A 19,788-nucleotide genomic window follows, 5' to 3' on the forward strand; every position below is an offset into this window, starting at 1 on the left:
GCTTACGGCTTTACGAAGATCGCGTCGTAATTGATGACGCGGGTCGGATCGATGTAGATGTTGTCCGGGCCGCCCATGCGCAGCGACTTGGCAACGACACGGCGCTCGTTGATGACCGGCACCCACGGCGCATCCGCCATGATATCGGTGAAGATCTTGCCCCAGACGGCCTGACGCTCCGCGACCTGAGCCGGATCGGACATGGCGTCAGCCGCCGTTGCCCGCTTGTCGAGGTCTTCGTTGCAGTACCACGACCAGTTCCAGCCGCCCTGTACCGCCCCGGCGCAACCGAGGATCGGGCCGTAGAAGTTGGACGGATCCGGGAAGTCGGCGATCCAGGCCATGCCGCCCGACCAAATCATCGGTGCTTCGCCTTCCGTTCCGCCGGCTGCAATCACGTTGCCCTGCGCCAAAGCACGGATTTCAGCCTTGATGCCGATCGCGGCGAGATCCTGCTGGATTGCCTGGGCGATACGCGGCTGCGGATCGGTGTTGGTCGCGTAGAGAACCGTTTCGAAGCCATCTGCGTAGCCAGCTTCGGCAAGCAAAGCCTTCGCCTTTTCGACGTCATAGGCATAGCCGGTGAAGGCCTTGTCGTAACCCGGCATCAACGGCGGCAGCGGCTGGGTGGCGGCCGTGGCGCGGCCGTTCAGGATGCGGGTGATGCGCTCCTTGTTGATGGCCATGTTGACCGCCTGGCGCACTTTCACGTCGTCGAATGGTTTCACCTTGGTATTCAGGGTCACGTAGCCGGTGTGCAACTGTTCGCCATCGACGATCATTTGCGCGCCTTCCGGCGAGTTCTTGATCTCTAGGAACTTGGCCGGCGGAATGCCGTCGCCGGCAATATCGACTTCACCCTTCTGCAGGCGCAGCAGCGCAACAAGCGGCTCCTGGCCGACCTCGACCTTGAAGCTGTCGATATGCGGCATGTCCTTGACGAAATAGTCCTTGTTGCGCTCGAAAACGAGCTGCTGGCCGATCGTCCAGTCCTTGAGAATGAACGTGCCGGAACCGACCGGCTTCTTGCCGAAATCGCCGGCGGCCGCTTCCACCGCTTCCTTCGGCACGATGGAGGCGAAGTTGATCGCCAGCACGTGCAGGAAGGTGGCATCCGGGCGCGACAGCTTGAAGATGACGGTGCCGTCATCCGGCGTCTCGATACCCGAAAGCGTTTCGGACTTGCCGCCGGTCAGGTCGTCGAAGCCGGCGATGGCGCCGAAGAAGCCGGCGCCGGGGCCTTGCGTCTTTGGATTGACGGCACGCTCGATCGAATACTTGACATCGGAAGCGACGACTTCGCGGCCGTTCGAGAACTTGACGCCCTTGCGCAGCTTGAATTCGTAGCTCAGGCCATCCGGCGCGACGGTGAAGCTTTCCGCAAGCGAAGGAACGATGTTGGCCGTGCCCGGCTCGTAGTCGACAAGGCGCGAATACAGGCTCTTGATCATGGACCAGTTGACCCAGTCATAGCCGATGGCCGGATCGAGCGTGGTGATGTCGTCCTTGTAGGTCACGACGATATCGCCGCCTTGGGCAGGTGCATCCTGCGCGCTGGCTGCGAACGGCGTAAGCGCTAGAAACGCCGCTGCGGTGGTGCTGAGAAGCATGCGTCTGAACATTTTGGTTCCCCTTTTTTTGATCGCTGGGCTTCAGTTTGAACGGATGCGCGGGTCGATGACCGGCGCGAGGAAATCGGCGATGAGATTGCCGATAATGATGGCAAGCGCAGAGGTGAGCGTGACACCCATGATGATCGGGATGTCCACCTGCTGGATCGCCTGCCAGGCGAGCTGACCGATACCCGGCCAGCCATAGACGGCCTCCACCACGACAACGCCGCCCATGAACTGGCCGATATCGATGCCGATCATGGCGATGATCGGCAGCACGGCGTTGGGCAGCACATGGCGCAGGATGATGCGGCGCTGGGAAAGCCCCTTGGCGCGGGCGGTGCGGACGTAATCCTGATTGAGCACATCGACAACCGCCGAGCGCACCATGCGCGCATACCAGCCAGCGCCGAGAATGCCGAGGGTGGCGGCCGGCAGCACGACATGGGAAAGCGTGCCGTAGCCGGACATCGGGAACCAGCCAAGCGTTGCTGCAAAAACATAGAGCAACAATAGGGCGACCACGAATTGCGGTGCAGACACGCCGACGAAAGCCGTGGTCATCACGGCGCGATCAATGAAACGTCCACGATTGAGCGCCGCCAATGTGCCGAGCGTCACGCCAATGATGACTTCGATCAGGATGCCGGCGGCCATCAATGTCAGCGTTGCCGGCAGGCGGGCGAAGATGAGGGTGATGACCTCGGTCTTCTGTGCATAGGAGCGGCCAAGATCGCCCTGCACCAGGCCGCCGATATAGTGCATGAACTGGACGAGCAGCGGCTGATCGAGACCAAGTTCATGGCGGATATTGGCCACCGTCTGCGCCGTTGCGCTACGACCCGCCAGCATCCGTGCGGGATCGGCTGGCAGTGCATAGAGCAGAACGAAAGTGATGGCGGCGACGCCGAAGAGGATGAGCGCGGACTGGACGAGACGCTTGGCGAGGACGGATAGCATCAGCCCCTCCCCCGCTGGGTCGGATCGAGAATGTCGCGCAGCGCGTCTCCTACGAGGTTGAAGGCGAGCGCGGTCAACAGGATCACGGCGCCGGGGAAGAAGACAAGCCAGGGGGCTGCCTGAAAATAGCTCTGGCTTTCGAAGATGATATTGCCCCAGGACGGATTGGGCGGCTGCACGCCGATACCGAGAAAGGAGAGGGTTGCTTCGAGAAGCACGGTCGTTGCAATGCCGAGCGTGCCCCAGACGATCGCCGTGGGAACGAGGTGCGGCAGGATATGCAGGAGCAGGATGCGGCCGTGACCTGCGCCAAGGGAGCGTTCGGCGAGAATGAAATCGCGCTCCACCAGTCCGCGTGTCTCGGTATAGACAATGCGCGCGACCTGTACCCAGTTCACCAGCGCGATCACCATGGCGACGATCCAGAGGCTGGGCTTCAGAAGGGCCGCGAGCACAATGGCGAGCAACAGAGCCGGAAACGCCATCATCAGATCGGTGAAGCGCATCAGCAGATTGCCGGCCCAGCCGCGCATGTATCCGGCGGTGATGCCGACGAAAAGGCCGATGGCAACGGCGATGCCATTGGCGACAAGGCCGATGATCAGCGAGGTCCGGGCGCCGAACAACATGCGGGAAAACAGATCGCGCCCCAGGGTATCGGTGCCGAGCAGGAATTGACTCCCGGGCGGCATCGGTGCGCCTTCGAGCGTCAGGCCGTCGAACATCTGCTCATCGGGATTGAACGGTGCGATCAGCGGGGCGGCGATCGCCATGAGGATAACGATAAGGACGACCGCAAGGCCAAAAAGCGCGGTCGGCTGGCGGCAGATTTCTTTGAGAACACGCATCAGCCGGCATCCTTCAGGGCTTTTGATCCGCCCAGAAACAAAGCGGCGAGCTGCTCCATCGGCATGCGGCGTTCCATCGCGCATTCCCGAAGCAGCCGGTAGGCTTCCTCATCGTCGATCTGCCGCTCCGTCTTCAGCCGGTTGATGGCGGCAAAGACGACAGGTCGCAGGCGCAGGCGTTCTTCGAGTTTCGCCACACGGGCGTCAGCCTCCATGCGCTGCTGATGGGATGCGACAGCCAGCACGAGGGCCGGATAGATCGCCGAGGCGGAAACGGGTTTCGGAATGATGGCGGAGGCGCCGCAGCCGATGGCCCAGGCGATGCGGCCGGGGGCTTCCGAGCCCAGAAGCGCAGCAACCGGACGCGCCGGTTTCCCTTCCGGCCAGGGCAGCAATTCATCCCAGCCACGATCGGCATCGACGATGACCAAATCCGGCAGATCGATGGGAGACAGGGGCAGCCATTGCAACGCAGCGGAAACGCCGAGAAGCGCGAGCTGGCGGCGCAGCCTGTCGGTATTGCTATCCTCTTCCGCAAGGATCGTGGCTCGCCAGCCGGCAAAATTCGGGGTGTTGATCATGACACCACCCTGAGCGACGGCGCGGGGCGGGCGCGCTCCCCGGTCAGGTAGGGATCGGCAACGATGGCCGGCCGCGAGGCGATGACGTCGAAGCCGCCCTCGGCATTGATCCGGCCGAGATGGAACGGCAGCGCCGAATGGTTGGTCGCCGGGTCGATATCGAGATTACCGAGCACGGACGGCCAAGTGTGGGACGTGGCCTCGCGGCGGATCGCCATCGGATCATCGCTGCCGCAGGACTGGATGGCAGCGATGCAGAGCGTCACGGCCGCATAGGCGCTGGCGAAGATGCTGGAAATATGGGTAATTTCGGGTCGCCAAGCCTGCACGCGCTTCTTGAATGCACGGTTTTCGACGGTGTCGAGGCTGTCGAAATAGGGAAGCGCGCAAAGCTGGCCGACGGCAACGCCCTTTTCGATATCGGAAAGCTCGCATTCCGTCAGGTCGCAGCTCGCGACCGGGCAGTTTTCCGGGAGGAAGGCTGGGTCTTGTTCGCCGAGACGACGCAGGGCTGCCAGGAACGCGTAACTCGATGGACCGATCAGGTTGTTGAGAATGAAGCTCGGCCGCTTTTCGGCGATATCGGCAATGATGCGCTCGACGGCCGTCTCTTCCAGCGGCAGGTAACGTTCGCCCAGAATCTGGCCGCCGGCCTTGGTGATCAGTTCGCGGGCAAGGCGGTTGGTTTCCCAGCCCCAGACATAGTTCGCGCCGAGCAGATAGGGCCGGTTGCCGTGGCGCGGAATGAGGTAATCGAGCAGCGGGATGAGATGCTGGTTCGGGCATCCGGCAATGTAGATGACATTCTCGTTCGCCTCGAAGCCTTCATAGGGGCACATGTACCACAGAAGCCCGTCGTGCTTTTCGACCAGCGGAATGACTTCCTTGCGCGCCGAAGACGTGATCGTGCCGACGATATTGCGGCAGCCATGATCCTTGATCAGGCTGCGCGCACCTTCCAGATAGGCGGAGAGATCGGCATGGGCATCGACGAAGACCAGCTCGACGCCCTCACCGCCGGCAGCCTGCCAGTCGTGAAGCGCGCATTCCGCACCGGCCCAGCCGTCCCGTCCCAAAGCGCCATACGGCCCGGTGGTCGAGTAGAGAATGCCTATCTTAGCCGTGTCCCGCATCGGTTTTCCAAACACAAAAAACCCACAACGCGGGTCCCGGAAACCGGGGCGTTGTGGGGCGATATTGCCCTTCGACAAACGAAGTCATGTGAAACGCAGCCAGCGCTGCCTAATCTTCAGGCTTGCATAAAAGACAGGCACGCAAACTTTGTCAAGGATGTTATTCTTGGCTTGTCGCGAAATGTTGCTGCCGCTTATGTCCGCAGCAAAACCATGATTGACGGCAGCATTGCGTGCGCTCAAAAGCAGACCAACCCAGCGGAAGGACGAGAGGCCTTGATGGTGAAGGAAAACCAGAACCGGGAACGGATGACGATTTTGGGCGAACTCGACACGACCACCTTTCTTCCATGGATCAATCGTCACGCGGCAAAGCTCGGGCTGTCGCAGGCGATTTCCCATGCTGACGCCGAGCGTATCGAGCTTGAACTCGACGGCCCGGAGGAATTGATCGATATGATGGAGATGGGCTGCTCGCTTGGCCCGATCGACGTCTGGGTCGATGCGATCGAACGGAAATCTCTGGTGACCGGGGATGGTTGAAATGCACCAAAAGCGCAGCTGCACGGTGGACGCGAACCGTCATGAAAAACACCCGTCGCATCTTATTTAATCATTCTTGCCATTGCGGATTTTTTATGCAAACGTTGAAGCCGCTGAACAGACGGACAACACTTCAGGTGGCCCATCTTTAACCGGCAAAACGTTGAAATTGTTCAGAGAGCTTACCCATGCATACCCTTACGACCGGCCCTTGGACGCCAGTCGCGCTTTCCGCCGATCTGCCGGTGGGAACCGTTATTCCGGCGCGTATTCCTGCCGGTTCGATTGCCCTCTGGCGCAGCGAAAGCGGGCGCCTCTCCGCATCCGCTGATCGCTGTCCCCATCGAGGCATGAGCCTGTCGCACGGTTTCGTGCGCGGCGAAAACCTGTCCTGCATCTATCATGGCTGGAGCTACGCCCGGAGCGGGAAATGCGTTCGCATTCCCGCCCATCCCGGCCTGGAACCGCCGGAAGCGATCCGTGCCAAGACCTTTGCCGTCGAAGAAGCTGGCGGCGTGATCTGGGTGGCCACCGATGAAGCTGCAACGACACCGCCTGTCCTTGAAGGCCTGATGCCGCTGCGTTCGATGACGACCAGCGCCGGTATTGCTGCCATTGAGGCCGCAGCAGGCGCAAAAGCAACCGCCGAAGGGCTTGTCGTGCCGGCGGAAAATGCCGACACTCTCTGTCTTCTCTTGTCTGCCCGTGATGATGGGCAGACACTGATCCATGTGCTGCTCAAGGGCGAAACAACCGCTGACAGCCGCATTGCCGCGTCGCGCGTTGCGGAAAGCCTGCGCCGGGCGGCAGAGGATCTTCAGAAGAAGGGGATCGCAGCATGAGCATTCAGGCGATGATCGACGAATGGTATCCGGTGGGCATCTTCGCCCAGCTTGATGAAGCGGGCCGCAACACCATGCTGATGGGCGAGCCGATTGTTGTGACAAAGGATGGCAATGCCAGGGTGACGGGGCGCAATGGCCGTTCGCTTCCGGTCAAGGTGCGCTACGGCCATGTCTGGACCTCGCTCGGCGAACCGAAGAAAGACCTTTTCCCGATCCCCGAGGCAGATCAGCCCGGCCGCCGCTTCGTCGATGTCGGCGTTGTCCGCGTGCGCTGCTCGCCGCTGCGCGCCGTCGAAAACTTCCTCGATATCGCCCATTTCCCCTTCGTGCATACCGATATCCTCGGTGCCGAGCCGCATACAGAGGTGCAGAACTACAAGGTGGAAATCCGCGAGGATGTGGATGAAGTCTGGGCGACGCAGGTGAAGTTCTACCAGCCGCAGGCAGCGAAATCCGCAAGTGGCGGCATCACCACGGAATACATGTACCGCGTCGCCGCCCCGACCTGCACGGTTCTCTACAAGACCTGCCCGCCGCGCCCCACCGAATGGGATGTGATCACGCTGTTCGTCCAGCCGCTGACGGAAGAGCTTTGCGATGTCTGGCCGTGGATGGCGCTGTTCGATGACGAGACGTCGATGACCGATCTCATCCATTTCCAGCAGACGATCTTCCTGCAGGACCGCTCGATCCTGGAAAACCAGATCCCGCGCCTCCTGCCGCTCGATCCCGGCATGGAAATCCCCACACGGGCGGACATGACCTCGATTGCCTATCGTCGCTGGCTGAAGCGCCACAACTATACCTATGGCGCGCAGCTGGTGGCCCAATAATGAAGCTCTACGACTACATCCTCTCGCCCAGCTGCTACAAGGTTCGCCTGATGGCGGCGCTGACCGGCGTGAAGCTCGAACTCCGCCCCGTTGATTTCCATCCCGGCCTTGAGCATCGCGGCCTAGCGCTTCTGGCGCTCAACCCGGCAGGCTCGATCCCGATCATCGAAGACGGCGACCTGATCCTCACCGAATCCTCGGCGATCCTCGTCTATCTCGCGGCACAGGCCGCCCCTGAATGGCTCGCCGGCACCAAGCCCGAAGAAGCCGCGCGGGTACAGCAATGGCTGTCCTTCTCCGGCCGCCTGACGGCAAATCTCGGCGGCGCGCGGCTGCACGAAATGCTACTGCGTACCGGTGATATCGATGCGCTGCAGGCCCAGGGCATCGCTGCCCTTCGCGAACTCGAAGCCGGGCTTGTCGAACAGAACCTGCGCGGCCAACGCTTCCTTGCGGCAGACCGGCCGACCGTCGCCGACATCGCCTGCTTTCCCTATGTGGCGCTGGCGCCGGATGGCGGGGTTTCGCTTGATCCTTACCCGGCGATCCGTCTCTGGTCGCGAGCGCTACGCTCGCTCCATGGCTTCGTCGAAATGCCGGGTATTCACCGGCTGCATGAACTGAAGCCCGAGCCCACGGTCGAGGAAAGCAAGGCATGAGCGGATACCTCCTGAAAAACTGCGCGGCCGTGGTCGTCGATGAGGGCAAGGGTCCGATCGTCAAGCGCGATGTCGACCTCCTGACCGATGGTCCGGCCATCAAGGCGATCGGCGAAAACCTCGTCGCCCCGGCGGGCGTCACGGTTCAGGATGCCACCGGCTGGTTCGTCTATCCCGGCCTCGTCAACACCCACCACCACTTCTTCCAGTGCTTCGTGCGTAACCGCGCCGATCTCGACTGGACCAAGCTGTCGGTCATCGAGTGGCTGGACAAGATCTATCCGATCTTCTCGCAGCTCAACGAGGAATGCTTTTATCATTCCTCGGTCACCGCCATGGCCGAGCAGATCAAGCACGGTTGCACCACCGCCTTCGATCATCAGTATAACTTCCCGCGCCATGCCGGAAAACGGCTGATCGACCGTCAGTTCGAAGCGGCTGATCTCCTGGGCATGCGCTTCCACGCCGGCCGCGGCGGCAACACGCTGCCGAAGTCGGAAGGGTCCACCATTCCCGACGAGATGCTGGAAACGACGAACGAATTCATCGCCGATTGCGCCCGTCTGATCGACACCTATCACGACACCAGCCCCTTCAGCATGCGCCAGGTCGTGGTCGCACCGTGCCAGCCGGTGAACTGCTACCGCGAAACCTTCGTGGAATCGGTGGCGCTTGCCCGCGACAAGGGCGTCTTGATGCACACCCATGTCGGCGAAGGCGAAAGCCCGGTCATCCTCGCCCGCCACGGCAAGCGCACCGTCGATTACCTTGAAGACCTCGGCTTTGCCGGCCCGGACGCCTTCTACGCCCATTGCTGGGAACTGACCCATGACGAGCTGAGGACGATGGCGGCGAGCGGCACGGGTGTCGCCCACTGCCCGGAACCCGTCTATCTCGTCGGCGCCGAAGTCACCGATATTCCGGCCATGGCCGCGCTCGGCGTCCGCGTCGGTCTCGGCTGCGATGGCGCGGCCTCCAATGACAATTCCAACCTGATGCACTGCCTGCATTCGGCCTACATGCTGCAATGCCTCGTCGCCTCCAGCCGCAGCCACCCGGTTCCGCCGCCGGTCGATTTCCTCGGCTACGGCACGACAGGCGGCGCAAGCCTGCTCGGCCGCACCGATATCGGCCGCCTTGCACCCGGCATGGCCGCCGACCTCTTTGCCATCGACACCCGCCGCATGGATTATGTCGGCACCCGGCACGATCCCCTGAGCCTCATTCCGCGCGTCGGCATCGGCATGGCAACCGACATGACCATGATCAACGGCCGCATCGTCTGGCAGGACGGCGCGTTTCCGGGCCTTGACGAAGCTAAGCTTGCCGCGGACGCCGAAGCCGCGCTTGCCACCGTGAAATTCTCATAAAAACCAACAAAGGGAACTGAAACCATGACCAACATTACCCGCAGAACATTGATGAAGGCCGCAGCCGCCACCGGTCTCGCCGGCGCGCTCGGTGGCCGCATGGCCTTTGCCGCCGACGAACCGCTCGGCATTGCCCTCGTCGTCCCCTCGCCGATCGGCGATGTCGGTTGGGGCCACGCTCTTGCGGCTGGCCTCGAGCCGATCAAGGCCGCCTATGGCGACAAGGTGAAAGTCACCATTCTCGAAAATATCGCGGAAGGCCCGGATGCCGACCGCATCATGAACAAGACCGTCGCCGACGGGAACAAGGTCCTGATCGCCGGCTCCTTCGGCTACCAGAACGGCGCCCTGCAGATCGCCCGCCGCGACCCGAGTGTCACGGTTCTGCACGCGTCCGGCTTCCAGGTCGCGCCGAACTTCTCGCCCTTCGCCGCCAAGTATTTCCAGGGCACCTATCTGCTCGGCATGGCCGCAGCCGCTCTTTCCAAGACCGGCAAGCTCGGCTCCGTCTCGGCTTTCGCCATTCCGGAACTGATCACCTCGATCAACGCGTTTACGCTCGGCGCCCAGACCGTCAACCCGAACATCGAAGTCTCGGTTGTCTGGGTCAATTCCTGGTTCGACCCGGCGAAGGAGCAGGAAGCCGCCAAGGCCCTGATCGCCCAGCAATGCGACGTGATCTTCTCCAACGCGCAGGACACACCTTCGGTCATCTCTGCGTGCGAGGAAGCCGGCGTCTATGCCTTCAACCTCAATTCCTCGATGAAGAAATATGCTGAAAAGACCTATCTCGGCTGCGTGTCCACCGATTGGTCGCCCTTCTTCAAGGCTTCGGTCGATGCGCATCTCGCTGGCAGCTTCAAGGGTGCGAACGCGTTCCTCGGCGTTGCCGACAAGGTGGTCGAGGTCGTCGACTGGAACCCGGCCATCCCGGCCGAGACCATGACGAAGATCAAGGAGGCCGAGGCCAAGATCGCCGACGGCAGCTTCTCGCCGTTCACCGGCCCGATCGCCAAGGCGGATGGATCGGAAGGGGTTGCTGCCGGTGCGACGCTGGCGGATGCCGATATCATTGCCATGGACTGGCATGTGAAGGGTGTCGCCACCCCGCTGCCGAAGTAAGTCGCCGATGACCACCCCGCTCCTGTCGCTGCGCGGCATTTCCAAGAGCTACGGACCGATCAAGGCCAATCAGGAGATTGACCTTGATGTGGCTGAAAACTCGATCCACGCGATCCTCGGGGAAAACGGGGCGGGCAAATCGACGCTGATGAAACTCATCTACGGCGTCGAACAGCCGGACGGCGGAACCGCCGTCTGGCAAGGGGGCCCCTTGCACCTTGCTTCGCCCGCCGAAGCGAGGCGCCGGGGCATCGGCATGGTCTTCCAGCACTTCTCGCTGTTCGAGACCCTGACGGTGGTGGAAAATATCCGCCTCGTCGTGCCGGGCCGTCCGGCCGAACTTGCCGAGCGCATCCGCACACTTGGCCGAGAATTCGGGTTGGAAGTCGATCCGCTCGCCACGGTGCATGCGCTTTCGGTCGGCGAGCGCCAGCGGGTGGAAATCATCCGCTGCCTGATGACCAACCCGAAACTGCTGATCCTCGACGAGCCGACCTCGGTGCTGCCGCCGCAACTCGTGGAAAAACTGTTCGAGACGCTGCGTCGCCTGCGCGATGGCGGGGTCTCCATTCTCTTCATCTCGCACAAGCTCGAAGAAATCCGCGCCATCTGCGACCGCGCCACCATCCTGCGCGGCGGCCGCGTCACCGGCCATGTCGATCCGCGCGAGCACGATGCCCATGACCTTGCCCGCATGATGATCGGCCGCGATATGCCGGAGCCGATGCCGGCCGTGGAGACCGCAGGCGGCGACAAGCAGCTTGAGATCATCGGTCTCACCTATACGCCGGACGACCCCTTCGCCGTACCGCTTTCCGATATAACCCTCAGCGTACGCGCCGGCGAAATCCTCGGCATCGCCGGCATTTCCGGCAATGGCCAGAGCGAACTTGCCGGGCTGATTTCCGGTGAGACCGTGCTGTCACGCGAGCAGCACGACCGCATCTTCATGATGGGCAAGGATGTCGGCCAACTTCCGGCGGCTGCTCGCCGCAAACTCGGCTTCGCCTTCGTGCCGGAAGACCGGCTTGGCCGCGGCGCGGTGCCTGAAATGTCGCTGGTCATGAACAGCCTCCTGACGGCCCATCCACTGAAGCTTTTGAAAAACGGTCTTGTCGACAAGGCCCGCGCCACCGCGTTTACCAATGACTGCATCCGCGACTATGACGTCCGCACCCCCGGCCCCGAAGCCGAAGCCGGCGCGCTCTCCGGCGGCAATCTGCAGAAATTCATCGTCGGCCGCGAAATCATGCTGGCCCCGAAGCTCTTGTTTGTGGCGCAGCCGACATGGGGCGTCGATATCGGGGCAGCCTCGGCCATCCGCCAGCGCCTGATCAGATTGCGCAACGAAGGCATGGCCATCCTCGTCATATCAGAGGAGCTGGAAGAGCTGTTCGAACTCTCCGACACCATTCAGGTCCTGTACCACGGCACCTTGAGCGAATCGCTGGTCACCCGCGACACCAAGGCGGAAGAGATCGGCCGCTACATGATCGGGGCGAAACCCGAGAAAGCCCTCGCATGAGTTCGTTTGCCCTGCCGACCCTCGTTCGCCGCCAGCGCGCCTCGCTGAAAGCCACGCTGATCGCGCCACCGGCCGCGCTCGCCGTGGCCATCGTGCTCAATCTCATCCTCTATGTAATCATGGGCCGCGATCCTCTGGCCGTGCTGCACGCCATGATCCTCGAACCCTTCCTCTCCTGGGCGTCGTTTTCGGAAGTTCTATTGAAGACCGGGCCGCTGCTTCTGATCGCGCAGGGTCTCGCTATCGGTTTCCGCGCGAAAGTCTTCAACATCGGCGCGGAGGGCCAGTTTATCCTCGGCGCGATCTTCGCCTCCGCCATTCCCGTCTGGTTTCCGCAGGCGACCGGCGGCTGGATCTGGCCGGTCATGCTGCTGCTCGGCGCCATCGGTGGCGCGCTCTGGGCCTCGATCACAGCTTTCTGGCGCGTGCGGCTCAACGCCAACGAAATCCTCGTCTCGCTGATGCTGAGCCTCGTCGCCGCACAGTTTCTCTATTACCTGCTGCTCGGGCCTTGGAAAGACCCCGCCGGTTTCAACTTCCCCCAATCCGTCATGTTCCAGTACGACGCCATGGTGCCGACGCTGATTGCCGGCACGCGGCTAAATGTCTCGATCCTGATCGCGCTCGCGCTTTCCATCGTCGCATGGGTATTCATGGAAAAAAGCTTCATGGGCTACAAGCTGCAGGTCGGCGGCCTCGCTCCGCGTGCGGCCGGCTATGCCGGCTTCAAGGAAAGCCGGGCGATCTGGCTGTCGCTCCTGATCGGCGGTTTTGCGGCAGGTCTCGCCGGAGCCGCGGAAGTCGCAGGCCCCCTCGGCCAGCTGCAGCGCTCGATCTCCACCGGCTACGGTTACGCCGCGATCATCGTCGCCTATCTCGGCGCCCTGCATCCAATCGGCATCATCATATCGTCCGTCGTGATGGCGGTCATCTATATCGGCGGTGACAATGCCATGGTCTCAGCCAACCTGCCGATTGCTGCAGTGCGCGTCTTCCAGGGTAGCCTGCTGCTCGCCTATCTCATCGCCGTCGCCTTCGTGCGCTACCGCCTTGAATGGCCCCATAAAGCCCGACCGGCCACAACGGGGAGCACGACATGAACGCCATCGAGTTCATTCTCGCCGGCATGCTGGCGGCCGCCACGCCTTTCCTGCTTGCAGCCCTTGGCGAAATGGTGACGGAGCGCGCCGGCGTGCTCAATCTCGGTGTCGAGGGGCTGATGGCGCTCGGTGCCGTCATCGCCTTCATCGTCGTCTATCACGGCGGCGGGCACTTCCTTGCCTTCATCGCCGCCGGCCTCAGCGCCACCCTGCTCTCCCTCGTCTTCGCCTTCGTCGCGCTGGGCTTCCGTGCCAATCAGGTGGCGACCGGCCTTGCCATCGGAATTCTTGGACAGGGCCTGTCTGCTTTGTTCGGCAAGACCTATGAGAGCCTGACGGTGAAGGGCCTGCCGAAGATCGCCATTCCCGGGCTCTCGGACATCCCCGTCATCGGTGGCCTGTTCGAGCAGGATATCGTCGTTTGGCTGTCGCTTCTCGCCACGCTCGCCATATGGGCCACCTTCGCCTTCACCAAGACCGGCCTCGTCATCCGCGCCGTCGGCGAAAACCCGAAGGCGGCGCATGCGATCGGTTATCCGGTCATCACTGTCCGCGTCGCGGCCATCGCCTTCGGCGGCATGATGGCGGGTTTTGCCGGCGCCTATGCCTCGGTCATCTACACCCCCCTCTGGGCCGACGGCATGATCGCCGGCCGCGGCTGGATCGCGATTGCGCTGGTGGTGTTCGGCACATGGCTGACCGGCCGCATCTTTCTTGGCGCCTGCCTGTTCGGTGCGGTATCGCTGATGAGCCTTGCCGCCCAGGCAACCGGCCTCGACCTACCCTCGCAGCTCCTGTCGAGCCTGCCCTATATCGTTACCATCATCGTGCTCGGTATCATCTCCGCCGACCGCCGCCTGTTGAAACTCAACGGCGTCGCTTCTCTGGGCGAGCCGTTCGAGCGATAGCGCTGCCCCCTTAGCATATATTTCCCTTCCCTGTCGCTGAAGCCGATGGACAAAGGACGGCCGGTCGACGCCTGCCATTTGCTGCCTCATCCGACTCTTCATTCCAATCGGATTGCTCGTGCATGCCCGGAGTCGCCTTCCGGGACGAGGGCTTCCGCGGCCATGCCTATTCGAAGCTTAATCGTCTCATGATGTTGACAACATGAAATTTCACCTCATATATGAAGGATAAATTCAAATAAGAATTTTTGAAAGTGTTGCGGGAGGATAGAATGCAGGATGAGGATGGGCTGCTGAGCGGCTTGACCGTGATCGACTTGAGTCAGTTTCTGTCCGGCCCCTATTGTTCGCTGCGCCTGCTCGATCTCGGTGCGCGGGTCATCAAGATCGAAAGGCCCGATGGCGGCGACCTCTCCCGGCGGCTCTATCTCAGTGATACGGAAGTCGGTGGCGACTCCACCCTTTTTCACGCGATCAACCGCGGCAAGGAGAGCCTCGGGATCGACCTCAAGAAGGCCGAGGATCTCGCCTTTCTCCGCACGCTGATCGGCAAGGCGGATGTCGTCATCCAGAATTTCCGGCCCGGCGTCATTGAGCGCCTCGGCCTCGACTATGAAGCCGTGAAGACCATCAATCCCGGCATCGTCTACGCCTCGATCAGCGGTTATGGCGAGGAAGGGCCATGGGTCATGCGTCCCGGCCAGGACCTGCTGGCGCAGGCGCGCTCTGGCCTGATGTGGCTGAACGGCGATGAGCAGCAGGGACCGGTCCCCTTCGGTCTCGCCGTTGCCGACATGCTGGCGGGCGCCAATACCTGTCAGGGGATTCTCGCCGCGCTGGTTCGCCGGGGCATTTCCGGCAAGGGTGCCCATATCCAGACGAGCCTTCTCGAAAGCCTGGTCGATTTCCAGTTCGAAGTGCTGACGACGCATCTGAACGATGGCGGCCGCAAGCCGAAGCGTTCAGGCTTCCGCAGCGCCCATGCCTATCTGTCCGCTCCCTATGGGGTCTATCCCGCCAAGGACGGTTATCTCGCCATCGCCATGACGCCGATCGGCCGGCTTCAGGATCTGCTCGACATCAAAACGCTCTCTCCCTACCGCGATGACAGCAGGGCATGGTTCACCCACCGCGATGAGATCAAGGCGATCATCGCGGATCGCATCGCGACCGCGACGGTCGATCATTGGCTTTCCATCCTGGAGCCCGCCGATATCTGGTGTTCCAAGGTGCTGGAATGGCCGGACCTGCTTCAGAGCGAAGGATTCCGCATTCTCGACATGCTGCAAACCGTCACCCGCGAGGACGATGTCTCGATCGGCACGACCCGCTGCCCCGTGCGCGTCAACGGCAAGCGCCCGGCAGGCGGAAGGGCGGCGCCGCGCATCGGAGAACACACGGATCGCATTCGCGCGGAGTTTGCCCAATGAGCAAGATCACCCTGAAAGGCATGACCTGGAGCCACCCCCGGGGCTATGACCCCATGGTTGCCTGTTCGCAGGACTGGCTGGAGCGCACGGGGGTTTCGGTCGAATGGGACAAGCGCTCGCTGCAGGATTTCGAGAGTTTCCCGGTCGAGGAACTGGCGCGCAGTTATGACCTGATCGTGATAGACCATCCGCATGTGGGGCAGATCACCGCCGAAAACTGCCTCGCACCGCTGGACGAACCCGCCCGCGCCGATGCGTTCACGGCCCTCGCGCAAGGGACGGTCGGCGCATCCTTCCCGAGCTACAACTGGCAGGGTCGCCAGTGGGCATTCCCGCTCGATGCGGCGACGCAGGTGCTGGCCTGGCGGCCAGATCGGCTACCCTCGGCCCCGACCCGGTGGGACGATGTTCTGCAACTCGCCAGGAATGGCGAAGTGCTTCTGACATTGCGCCCGCCGCATTCGCTGATGTGCTTTTTCAGCCTATGCGGCAATCTCGGCCGTCCCTGCTCGGTCGATCGGGATCAACCTTTCGCGGATGCCGAGATCGGGGCTCAAGCCATCGAACTGATCCGTGAACTCGCCGCGCTGGTGGATCCAGCCTGCCTCGGCATGGATCCCATAGCGGTCTTCGACGTGATGGGCCGGGAAGGATCACCCTATACCGTATCGCCGCTGATCTACGGTTATGTCAGCTACTCGCTCGCCGGATTTCGCAGCAACCGCATCGCATTCTCCGACATGCCCGTCGCCGGTACCAACGGACCCACAGGCTCCGCGTTGGGCGGCACCGGCATCGCCGTCTCCGCCTTTTCCGCCAATCGCGACGCAGCCGTGGATTTCGCCTACTGGATCGCCAGCGGACCGGTGCAGGCGGACCGATATTGGCGCTCCGGCGGCCAGCCGGGCCATGCAGCAGGCTGGGAAGATGACGGGGCGAACGACGCCACGCTCGACTTCTACCGCGCAACGCGGAAGGCGCTGGAGGGAGGATGGCTGAGACCACGGCATGACGGCTACATGCCATTCCAAGAGGAAGCGTCCCAACGGATCAACCGGGCGGTGACCAGCCGTGAGCCGGCGGCACAGGCCATTGCCGACCTGAACGACCTCTTCCTGAAGAGCTTTCGCTAACTTCCCTTGCCGATGTCCACCTTCCAGAGGCGCCGTGCGTTTTCGGACAGCACGCGCGCCTTGTCCTCCAGGCTCACCCCTGACAGGAGCGCATGCGTCGTCCCGATCCAGGTCGAGAGACCGCCGCCCAGCGTGCAAACCGGCCAGTCGCTGCCCCAGACCATGCGCTCGAAGCCGAAGGCTTCTGCGACGCGGGCGAAATAAGGTTTCAGGACTTCCAGTGTCCAGTTGTCAGCGCCATAGGCGGGAATACCGGAAAGCTTGACGGTGACATTCGGCCGGCGCGCAATTTCCGCCAGCGGCCCCTTCCAGACATCGAAGCCGCCGCCCTTGATATCCGGCACGCCGCAATGATCGAGGACGAAGGAAACATCGGGCGCGAGATCCGCCAGCGCGATCGCCTTGCCGATCTGGTGCGGCAGCACGCAGAGGTCAAAGTTGAGACCCGTCCCCGCCAGCCGCCGGATGTTCTCCCGGAAAGTTGCGCCCTCGGACAGGTCGTCTGGCATGACGTGAAGCACGCGGCGGAAACCGCGCACGAACGGCTCGGCGCGAACACGCTCGAGATAGGCCGGAAAGTCGGAAGCCTCGGGGCGGCAAGCGGCGATCGCGCCGACAAGCAGACTGCCCTCCTCCGCCGCCAGCGCGCGGATAGTCGTTGTCTCGCGCTCGATATCACTTTCGGCGACATCGACTTCCATGTGCAGCGACGCGGCAATGCCCAGCCGGCGGGCTTCCCGGGCGTAGAGATCATGGGTGAAATCGGCGTCGAGCGGCGGCACGGAGGCGAGCCACGGATAGGACAGCCGGTCCCGGTATATGAGATGCAGATGGGTATCGAAAATCATGAGCCGTCCTCCCGCGACGGAACGGACACTGGCACAGAAGAATTGCCTATTCAAATACGAATTTAATTCATTCGCCGGCGTTGAAACCAGCTCCCGCCATCTCTGAAAGGCCGCGTGTCGTTTCGCTGAGCAGATGGATCGTCGTGGAGATATCGGGGGCAAGCGGCGCGTTGATCAGCGTGATATAGGGGACAGTGAGCGCGGCGATGGCCGTGCCATCCGCCCCCAGGACCGGCGCGGACAAGTTGATGACACCGGCCGTCTGGGCGCTCGGCATCATCTCATATCCGCGCGAGCGGATGAGATCGAGCCGCGCCAGAAACTCCGACGTCACACGGGCATCTTCGCCACTGCTGCCGATGTTCTCGGCGATCATCCGCTCGCGCTCGGCCGGCGAACGGAAGGCCAGCAGCACATGGCCCGACCCCGTGTCGAAAAGGCTGATACGCGAGCCGACACGGATCGAAATCCCCCAGTAACCCGGCGCTTCCTGCTGGGCGATGACCACCGGATTGCCACGGTCGAAAACCACGAGCTGATTCGCCTGCCGGGACGATTCGGCGAGTTCGCGCATGAGCGGCACGGCGAAGGATACGAGCCGGCGCACGGGCGCATGGAGTTGCGCGAGACCGAACAGCTTGAGCGTCAGGGAAAACCGGTCTCCATCGATGCGCGTGACATAACCGCGCCGCACTAGCCGATCCAGCATCCGGTAGAATTCGTTCGGGCTTCGGTCTAGGCGCTTGGCGATTTCCGCCTGCGTCAAACCACCATCGACGGCGGCGAGCAGCTCGAGAATGTCGAGGCCCTTGTCGAGGGCGGGTGCCCTGTAGCGATCACTTTCGTCTTCAGACACCGGCCCACCTCTCCTGTGAATAGATTAATTCATATACGCAGGAATTTGGCCTGACAATCTGGAAATGTCAGTTTCCTCTTGACGATGCATGAATAAATAGTTTGTATATGAATGAAGTTCTCATTGGTGAGGGCTGGCTTAGGCCAAATTGGGAGGAGAAGATGTCGAAATTTCTAGCAGGGGTCGCGGCTGTCGCCGTGATGTGCGCATGGTCTGGGTCCGCTATCGCTGCGGATCTGCCGGGAAAATTCGAAGGCGTAACCATCGATGCAAAGCTCATCGGTGGACAGCAGTATGAAGCGCTTTACGCGCGCATCGCCGAGTGGGAAAAGGCGACCGGCGCGAAAGTGAACGTTCTCTCGAAGAAGAACCACTTCGAGCTGGACAAGGAAATCAAATCGGATATCGCGACCGGCAACATCACCTGGTGCGTCGGCTCGAACCATTCGTCGTTCGCACCGCAGTATCCGGATATCTACACGGATCTGAACGCGCTCTTGCCGAAGGAAGAGATTGCCGCCTTCGTGCCGGCCAACATTTCGTCCTCGACGCTTGGCGGCAAGCTGGTAATGCTGCCGCGCGCGCAGTTCGACGTGTCGGCGCTCTATTACCAGAAGAGCCTCTACCAGGACGAAGCCAAGAAGGCGGCGTTCAAGGAAAAGTACGGCTACGAGCTGACGCCGCCGGATACCTGGCAGCAGGTCACGGACCAGGCGACCTTCTTCTCCAGCCCGCCTGATTTCTACGGCACGCAGTATGCCGGCAAGGAAGAGGCCATCAACGGCCGCTTCTACGAAATGGTCGTGGCCGAGGGCGGCGAATATCTCAACGCCGACGGCAAGCCCGCCTTCAATTCCGAAGCTGGCGTTCGCGCACTCGACTGGTTCGTCAATCTCTACAAGGCAAAGGCCGTTCCGGCCGGCACCACGAACTATCTGTGGGACGATCTCGGACAAGGCTTTGCGTCCGGCACCATCGCGGTCAATCTCGATTGGCCTGGCTGGGCGAGCTTCTTCAACGATCCGAAGTCGTCCAAGGTCGCTGGCAATGTCGGCGTGAAGGTGCAGCCGGCCGGTTCGTCCGGCAAGCGCACGGGCTGGTCGGGCCACCACGGCTTCTCGGTCACGGAAAGCTGCGCCAACAAGGAAGCGGCCGCTTCGCTGGTCTGGTTCCTCACCAACGAGGACAGCCAGAAGCTTGAATCCTCCGCCGGCCCGCTGCCGACACGCACGGCCGTCTGGGATTACAACATCAAGCAGGCCGAGAGCGACCCGTACAAGAAGGAAGTCCTGAGCGCGTTCCAGGAAGCTGCGAAGCATGCCTTCGCCGTTCCGCAGACGCCGTCCTGGATCGAAATCTCCAACGCCGTCTATCCGGAGCTTCAGGCCGCCATCCTAGGCGACAAGACGTCGAAGGAAGCCCTGGATACCGCCGCCCAGAAGGCCACGCAGATCCTCGAGGACGCCGGCGCTCTCTAAGCG

At 62.2% G+C, this 19,788-nt stretch carries 19 protein-coding genes; 12 read left to right on the forward strand and 7 right to left on the reverse strand.

Translation table 11 applies throughout. The features are described from left to right. Positions 1-2 precede the first annotated feature (2 nt). From ASG68_RS05275 to ASG68_RS05295, 5 genes are read right to left on the reverse strand one after another with little or no spacing between them, the layout of a single operon-like run. The gene (locus tag ASG68_RS05275; protein ID WP_062585185.1) at positions 3-1,622 is read right to left on the reverse strand and encodes an ABC transporter substrate-binding protein; all 1,620 of its coding nucleotides are present in this window, start codon (positions 1,620-1,622) and stop codon (positions 3-5) included. Between the two features lie 30 nt (positions 1,623-1,652). Further along, positions 1,653-2,573, reverse strand: coding sequence for an ABC transporter permease (locus ASG68_RS05280; protein WP_062585187.1), 921 nt, complete (start codon positions 2,571-2,573; stop codon positions 1,653-1,655). Continuing rightward, positions 2,573-3,421 (reverse strand): ABC transporter permease, encoded by an 849-nt coding sequence (locus ASG68_RS05285; protein ID WP_062585190.1) that lies wholly within the window; start codon positions 3,419-3,421, stop codon positions 2,573-2,575. Before ASG68_RS05285 ends, ASG68_RS05280 begins: the two co-directional genes overlap by 1 nt. Further along, positions 3,421-4,002, reverse strand: coding sequence for an ANTAR domain-containing response regulator (locus ASG68_RS05290; protein ID WP_062585192.1), 582 nt, complete (start codon positions 4,000-4,002; stop codon positions 3,421-3,423). Before ASG68_RS05290 ends, ASG68_RS05285 begins: the two co-directional genes overlap by 1 nt. After that, a complete protein-coding gene (locus ASG68_RS05295; protein WP_062585194.1) occupies positions 3,999-5,135 on the reverse strand; it encodes a transporter substrate-binding protein in 1,137 nt (378 codons plus the stop codon). The genes ASG68_RS05290 and ASG68_RS05295 overlap by 4 nt, the downstream gene beginning before the upstream one ends. 279 nt (positions 5,136-5,414) lie before the next feature. Here ASG68_RS05295 and ASG68_RS05300 point away from each other — a divergent pair, with 279 nt between their 5' ends. The 11 genes from ASG68_RS05300 to ASG68_RS05350 all read left to right on the forward strand — a co-directional run bounded on the left by ASG68_RS05300 (position 5,415) and on the right by ASG68_RS05350 (position 16,603). After that, on the forward strand, positions 5,415-5,678 hold the full coding sequence (locus ASG68_RS05300) for an acylphosphatase (protein ID WP_062585196.1): 264 nt from the start codon (positions 5,415-5,417) through the stop codon (positions 5,676-5,678). Positions 5,679-5,866: 188 nt separating this feature from the next. Further along, positions 5,867-6,520, forward strand: coding sequence for a Rieske (2Fe-2S) protein (locus tag ASG68_RS05305; RefSeq protein ID WP_062585198.1), 654 nt, complete (start codon positions 5,867-5,869; stop codon positions 6,518-6,520). Further along, positions 6,517-7,356 carry an aromatic ring-hydroxylating oxygenase subunit alpha gene (locus ASG68_RS05310; protein WP_062585201.1) on the forward strand — a complete coding sequence of 280 codons (840 nt, stop codon included), beginning with the start codon at positions 6,517-6,519 and terminating at the stop codon, positions 7,354-7,356. Before ASG68_RS05305 ends, ASG68_RS05310 begins: the two co-directional genes overlap by 4 nt. Further along, positions 7,356-8,015: a glutathione S-transferase family protein gene (locus tag ASG68_RS05315; protein ID WP_062585203.1), complete on the forward strand. Its 660-nt coding sequence runs from the start codon at positions 7,356-7,358 to the stop codon at positions 8,013-8,015. The genes ASG68_RS05310 and ASG68_RS05315 overlap by 1 nt, the downstream gene beginning before the upstream one ends. Next, positions 8,012-9,385 carry an amidohydrolase gene (locus ASG68_RS05320; protein WP_062585205.1) on the forward strand — a complete coding sequence of 458 codons (1,374 nt, stop codon included), beginning with the start codon at positions 8,012-8,014 and terminating at the stop codon, positions 9,383-9,385. Before ASG68_RS05315 ends, ASG68_RS05320 begins: the two co-directional genes overlap by 4 nt. A 24-nt stretch (positions 9,386-9,409) precedes the next feature. Beyond that, the gene (locus ASG68_RS05325) at positions 9,410-10,507 is read left to right on the forward strand and encodes a BMP family ABC transporter substrate-binding protein (protein ID WP_062585209.1); all 1,098 of its coding nucleotides are present in this window, start codon (positions 9,410-9,412) and stop codon (positions 10,505-10,507) included. A 7-nt stretch (positions 10,508-10,514) separates the two neighbouring features. Beyond that, a complete protein-coding gene (locus ASG68_RS05330; RefSeq protein WP_062585211.1) occupies positions 10,515-12,032 on the forward strand; it encodes an ABC transporter ATP-binding protein in 1,518 nt (505 codons plus the stop codon). Next, positions 12,029-13,132, forward strand: a complete 1,104-nt coding sequence (locus ASG68_RS05335) for an ABC transporter permease (RefSeq protein ID WP_062585213.1) — start codon at positions 12,029-12,031, stop codon at positions 13,130-13,132. Before ASG68_RS05330 ends, ASG68_RS05335 begins: the two co-directional genes overlap by 4 nt. Then, a complete protein-coding gene (locus ASG68_RS05340; RefSeq protein ID WP_062585215.1) occupies positions 13,129-14,040 on the forward strand; it encodes an ABC transporter permease in 912 nt (303 codons plus the stop codon). The genes ASG68_RS05335 and ASG68_RS05340 overlap by 4 nt, the downstream gene beginning before the upstream one ends. 272 nt (positions 14,041-14,312) lie before the next feature. Further along, positions 14,313-15,470: a CaiB/BaiF CoA transferase family protein gene (locus ASG68_RS05345; RefSeq protein ID WP_062585217.1), complete on the forward strand. Its 1,158-nt coding sequence runs from the start codon at positions 14,313-14,315 to the stop codon at positions 15,468-15,470. Further along, positions 15,467-16,603 carry an extracellular solute-binding protein gene (locus tag ASG68_RS05350; RefSeq protein WP_062585219.1) on the forward strand — a complete coding sequence of 379 codons (1,137 nt, stop codon included), beginning with the start codon at positions 15,467-15,469 and terminating at the stop codon, positions 16,601-16,603. Before ASG68_RS05345 ends, ASG68_RS05350 begins: the two co-directional genes overlap by 4 nt. On the opposite strand, the gene ASG68_RS05355 is transcribed toward ASG68_RS05350, so the two are convergent. Then, the gene (locus ASG68_RS05355; RefSeq protein WP_062585222.1) at positions 16,600-17,451 is read right to left on the reverse strand and encodes an amidohydrolase family protein; all 852 of its coding nucleotides are present in this window, start codon (positions 17,449-17,451) and stop codon (positions 16,600-16,602) included. The genes ASG68_RS05350 and ASG68_RS05355 overlap by 4 nt on opposite strands. A gap of 67 nt (positions 17,452-17,518) precedes the next feature. Continuing rightward, positions 17,519-18,307: an IclR family transcriptional regulator gene (locus tag ASG68_RS05360; RefSeq protein ID WP_062585224.1), complete on the reverse strand. Its 789-nt coding sequence runs from the start codon at positions 18,305-18,307 to the stop codon at positions 17,519-17,521. A 161-nt stretch (positions 18,308-18,468) separates the two neighbouring features. On the opposite strand from ASG68_RS05360, the gene ASG68_RS05365 reads away from it, so the two are divergent. Continuing rightward, positions 18,469-19,785 (forward strand): hypothetical protein, encoded by a 1,317-nt coding sequence (locus ASG68_RS05365; RefSeq protein ID WP_062585226.1) that lies wholly within the window; start codon positions 18,469-18,471, stop codon positions 19,783-19,785. Positions 19,786-19,788: the final 3 nt, after the last annotated feature.

The organism is Rhizobium sp. Leaf453 (assembly GCF_001425605.1).
GTDB lineage: Bacteria > Pseudomonadota > Alphaproteobacteria > Rhizobiales > Rhizobiaceae > Pararhizobium.

Coding starts and splice junctions, on each gene's coding strand:
- ASG68_RS05275 (WP_062585185.1), bottom strand. CDS start 1,622: ATGTTCAGACGCATGCTTCTCAGCACCACCGCAGCGGCGTTTCTAGCG.
- ASG68_RS05280 (WP_062585187.1), bottom strand. CDS start 2,573: ATGCTATCCGTCCTCGCCAAGCGTCTCGTCCAGTCCGCGCTCATCCTC.
- ASG68_RS05285 (WP_062585190.1), bottom strand. CDS start 3,421: ATGCGTGTTCTCAAAGAAATCTGCCGCCAGCCGACCGCGCTTTTTGGC.
- ASG68_RS05290 (WP_062585192.1), bottom strand. CDS start 4,002: ATGATCAACACCCCGAATTTTGCCGGCTGGCGAGCCACGATCCTTGCG.
- ASG68_RS05295 (WP_062585194.1), bottom strand. CDS start 5,135: ATGCGGGACACGGCTAAGATAGGCATTCTCTACTCGACCACCGGGCCG.
- ASG68_RS05300 (WP_062585196.1), top strand. CDS start 5,415: ATGGTGAAGGAAAACCAGAACCGGGAACGGATGACGATTTTGGGCGAA.
- ASG68_RS05305 (WP_062585198.1), top strand. CDS start 5,867: ATGCATACCCTTACGACCGGCCCTTGGACGCCAGTCGCGCTTTCCGCC.
- ASG68_RS05310 (WP_062585201.1), top strand. CDS start 6,517: ATGAGCATTCAGGCGATGATCGACGAATGGTATCCGGTGGGCATCTTC.
- ASG68_RS05315 (WP_062585203.1), top strand. CDS start 7,356: ATGAAGCTCTACGACTACATCCTCTCGCCCAGCTGCTACAAGGTTCGC.
- ASG68_RS05320 (WP_062585205.1), top strand. CDS start 8,012: ATGAGCGGATACCTCCTGAAAAACTGCGCGGCCGTGGTCGTCGATGAG.
- ASG68_RS05325 (WP_062585209.1), top strand. CDS start 9,410: ATGACCAACATTACCCGCAGAACATTGATGAAGGCCGCAGCCGCCACC.
- ASG68_RS05330 (WP_062585211.1), top strand. CDS start 10,515: ATGACCACCCCGCTCCTGTCGCTGCGCGGCATTTCCAAGAGCTACGGA.
- ASG68_RS05335 (WP_062585213.1), top strand. CDS start 12,029: ATGAGTTCGTTTGCCCTGCCGACCCTCGTTCGCCGCCAGCGCGCCTCG.
- ASG68_RS05340 (WP_062585215.1), top strand. CDS start 13,129: ATGAACGCCATCGAGTTCATTCTCGCCGGCATGCTGGCGGCCGCCACG.
- ASG68_RS05345 (WP_062585217.1), top strand. CDS start 14,313: ATGCAGGATGAGGATGGGCTGCTGAGCGGCTTGACCGTGATCGACTTG.
- ASG68_RS05350 (WP_062585219.1), top strand. CDS start 15,467: ATGAGCAAGATCACCCTGAAAGGCATGACCTGGAGCCACCCCCGGGGC.
- ASG68_RS05355 (WP_062585222.1), bottom strand. CDS start 17,451: ATGATTTTCGATACCCATCTGCATCTCATATACCGGGACCGGCTGTCC.
- ASG68_RS05365 (WP_062585226.1), top strand. CDS start 18,469: ATGTCGAAATTTCTAGCAGGGGTCGCGGCTGTCGCCGTGATGTGCGCA.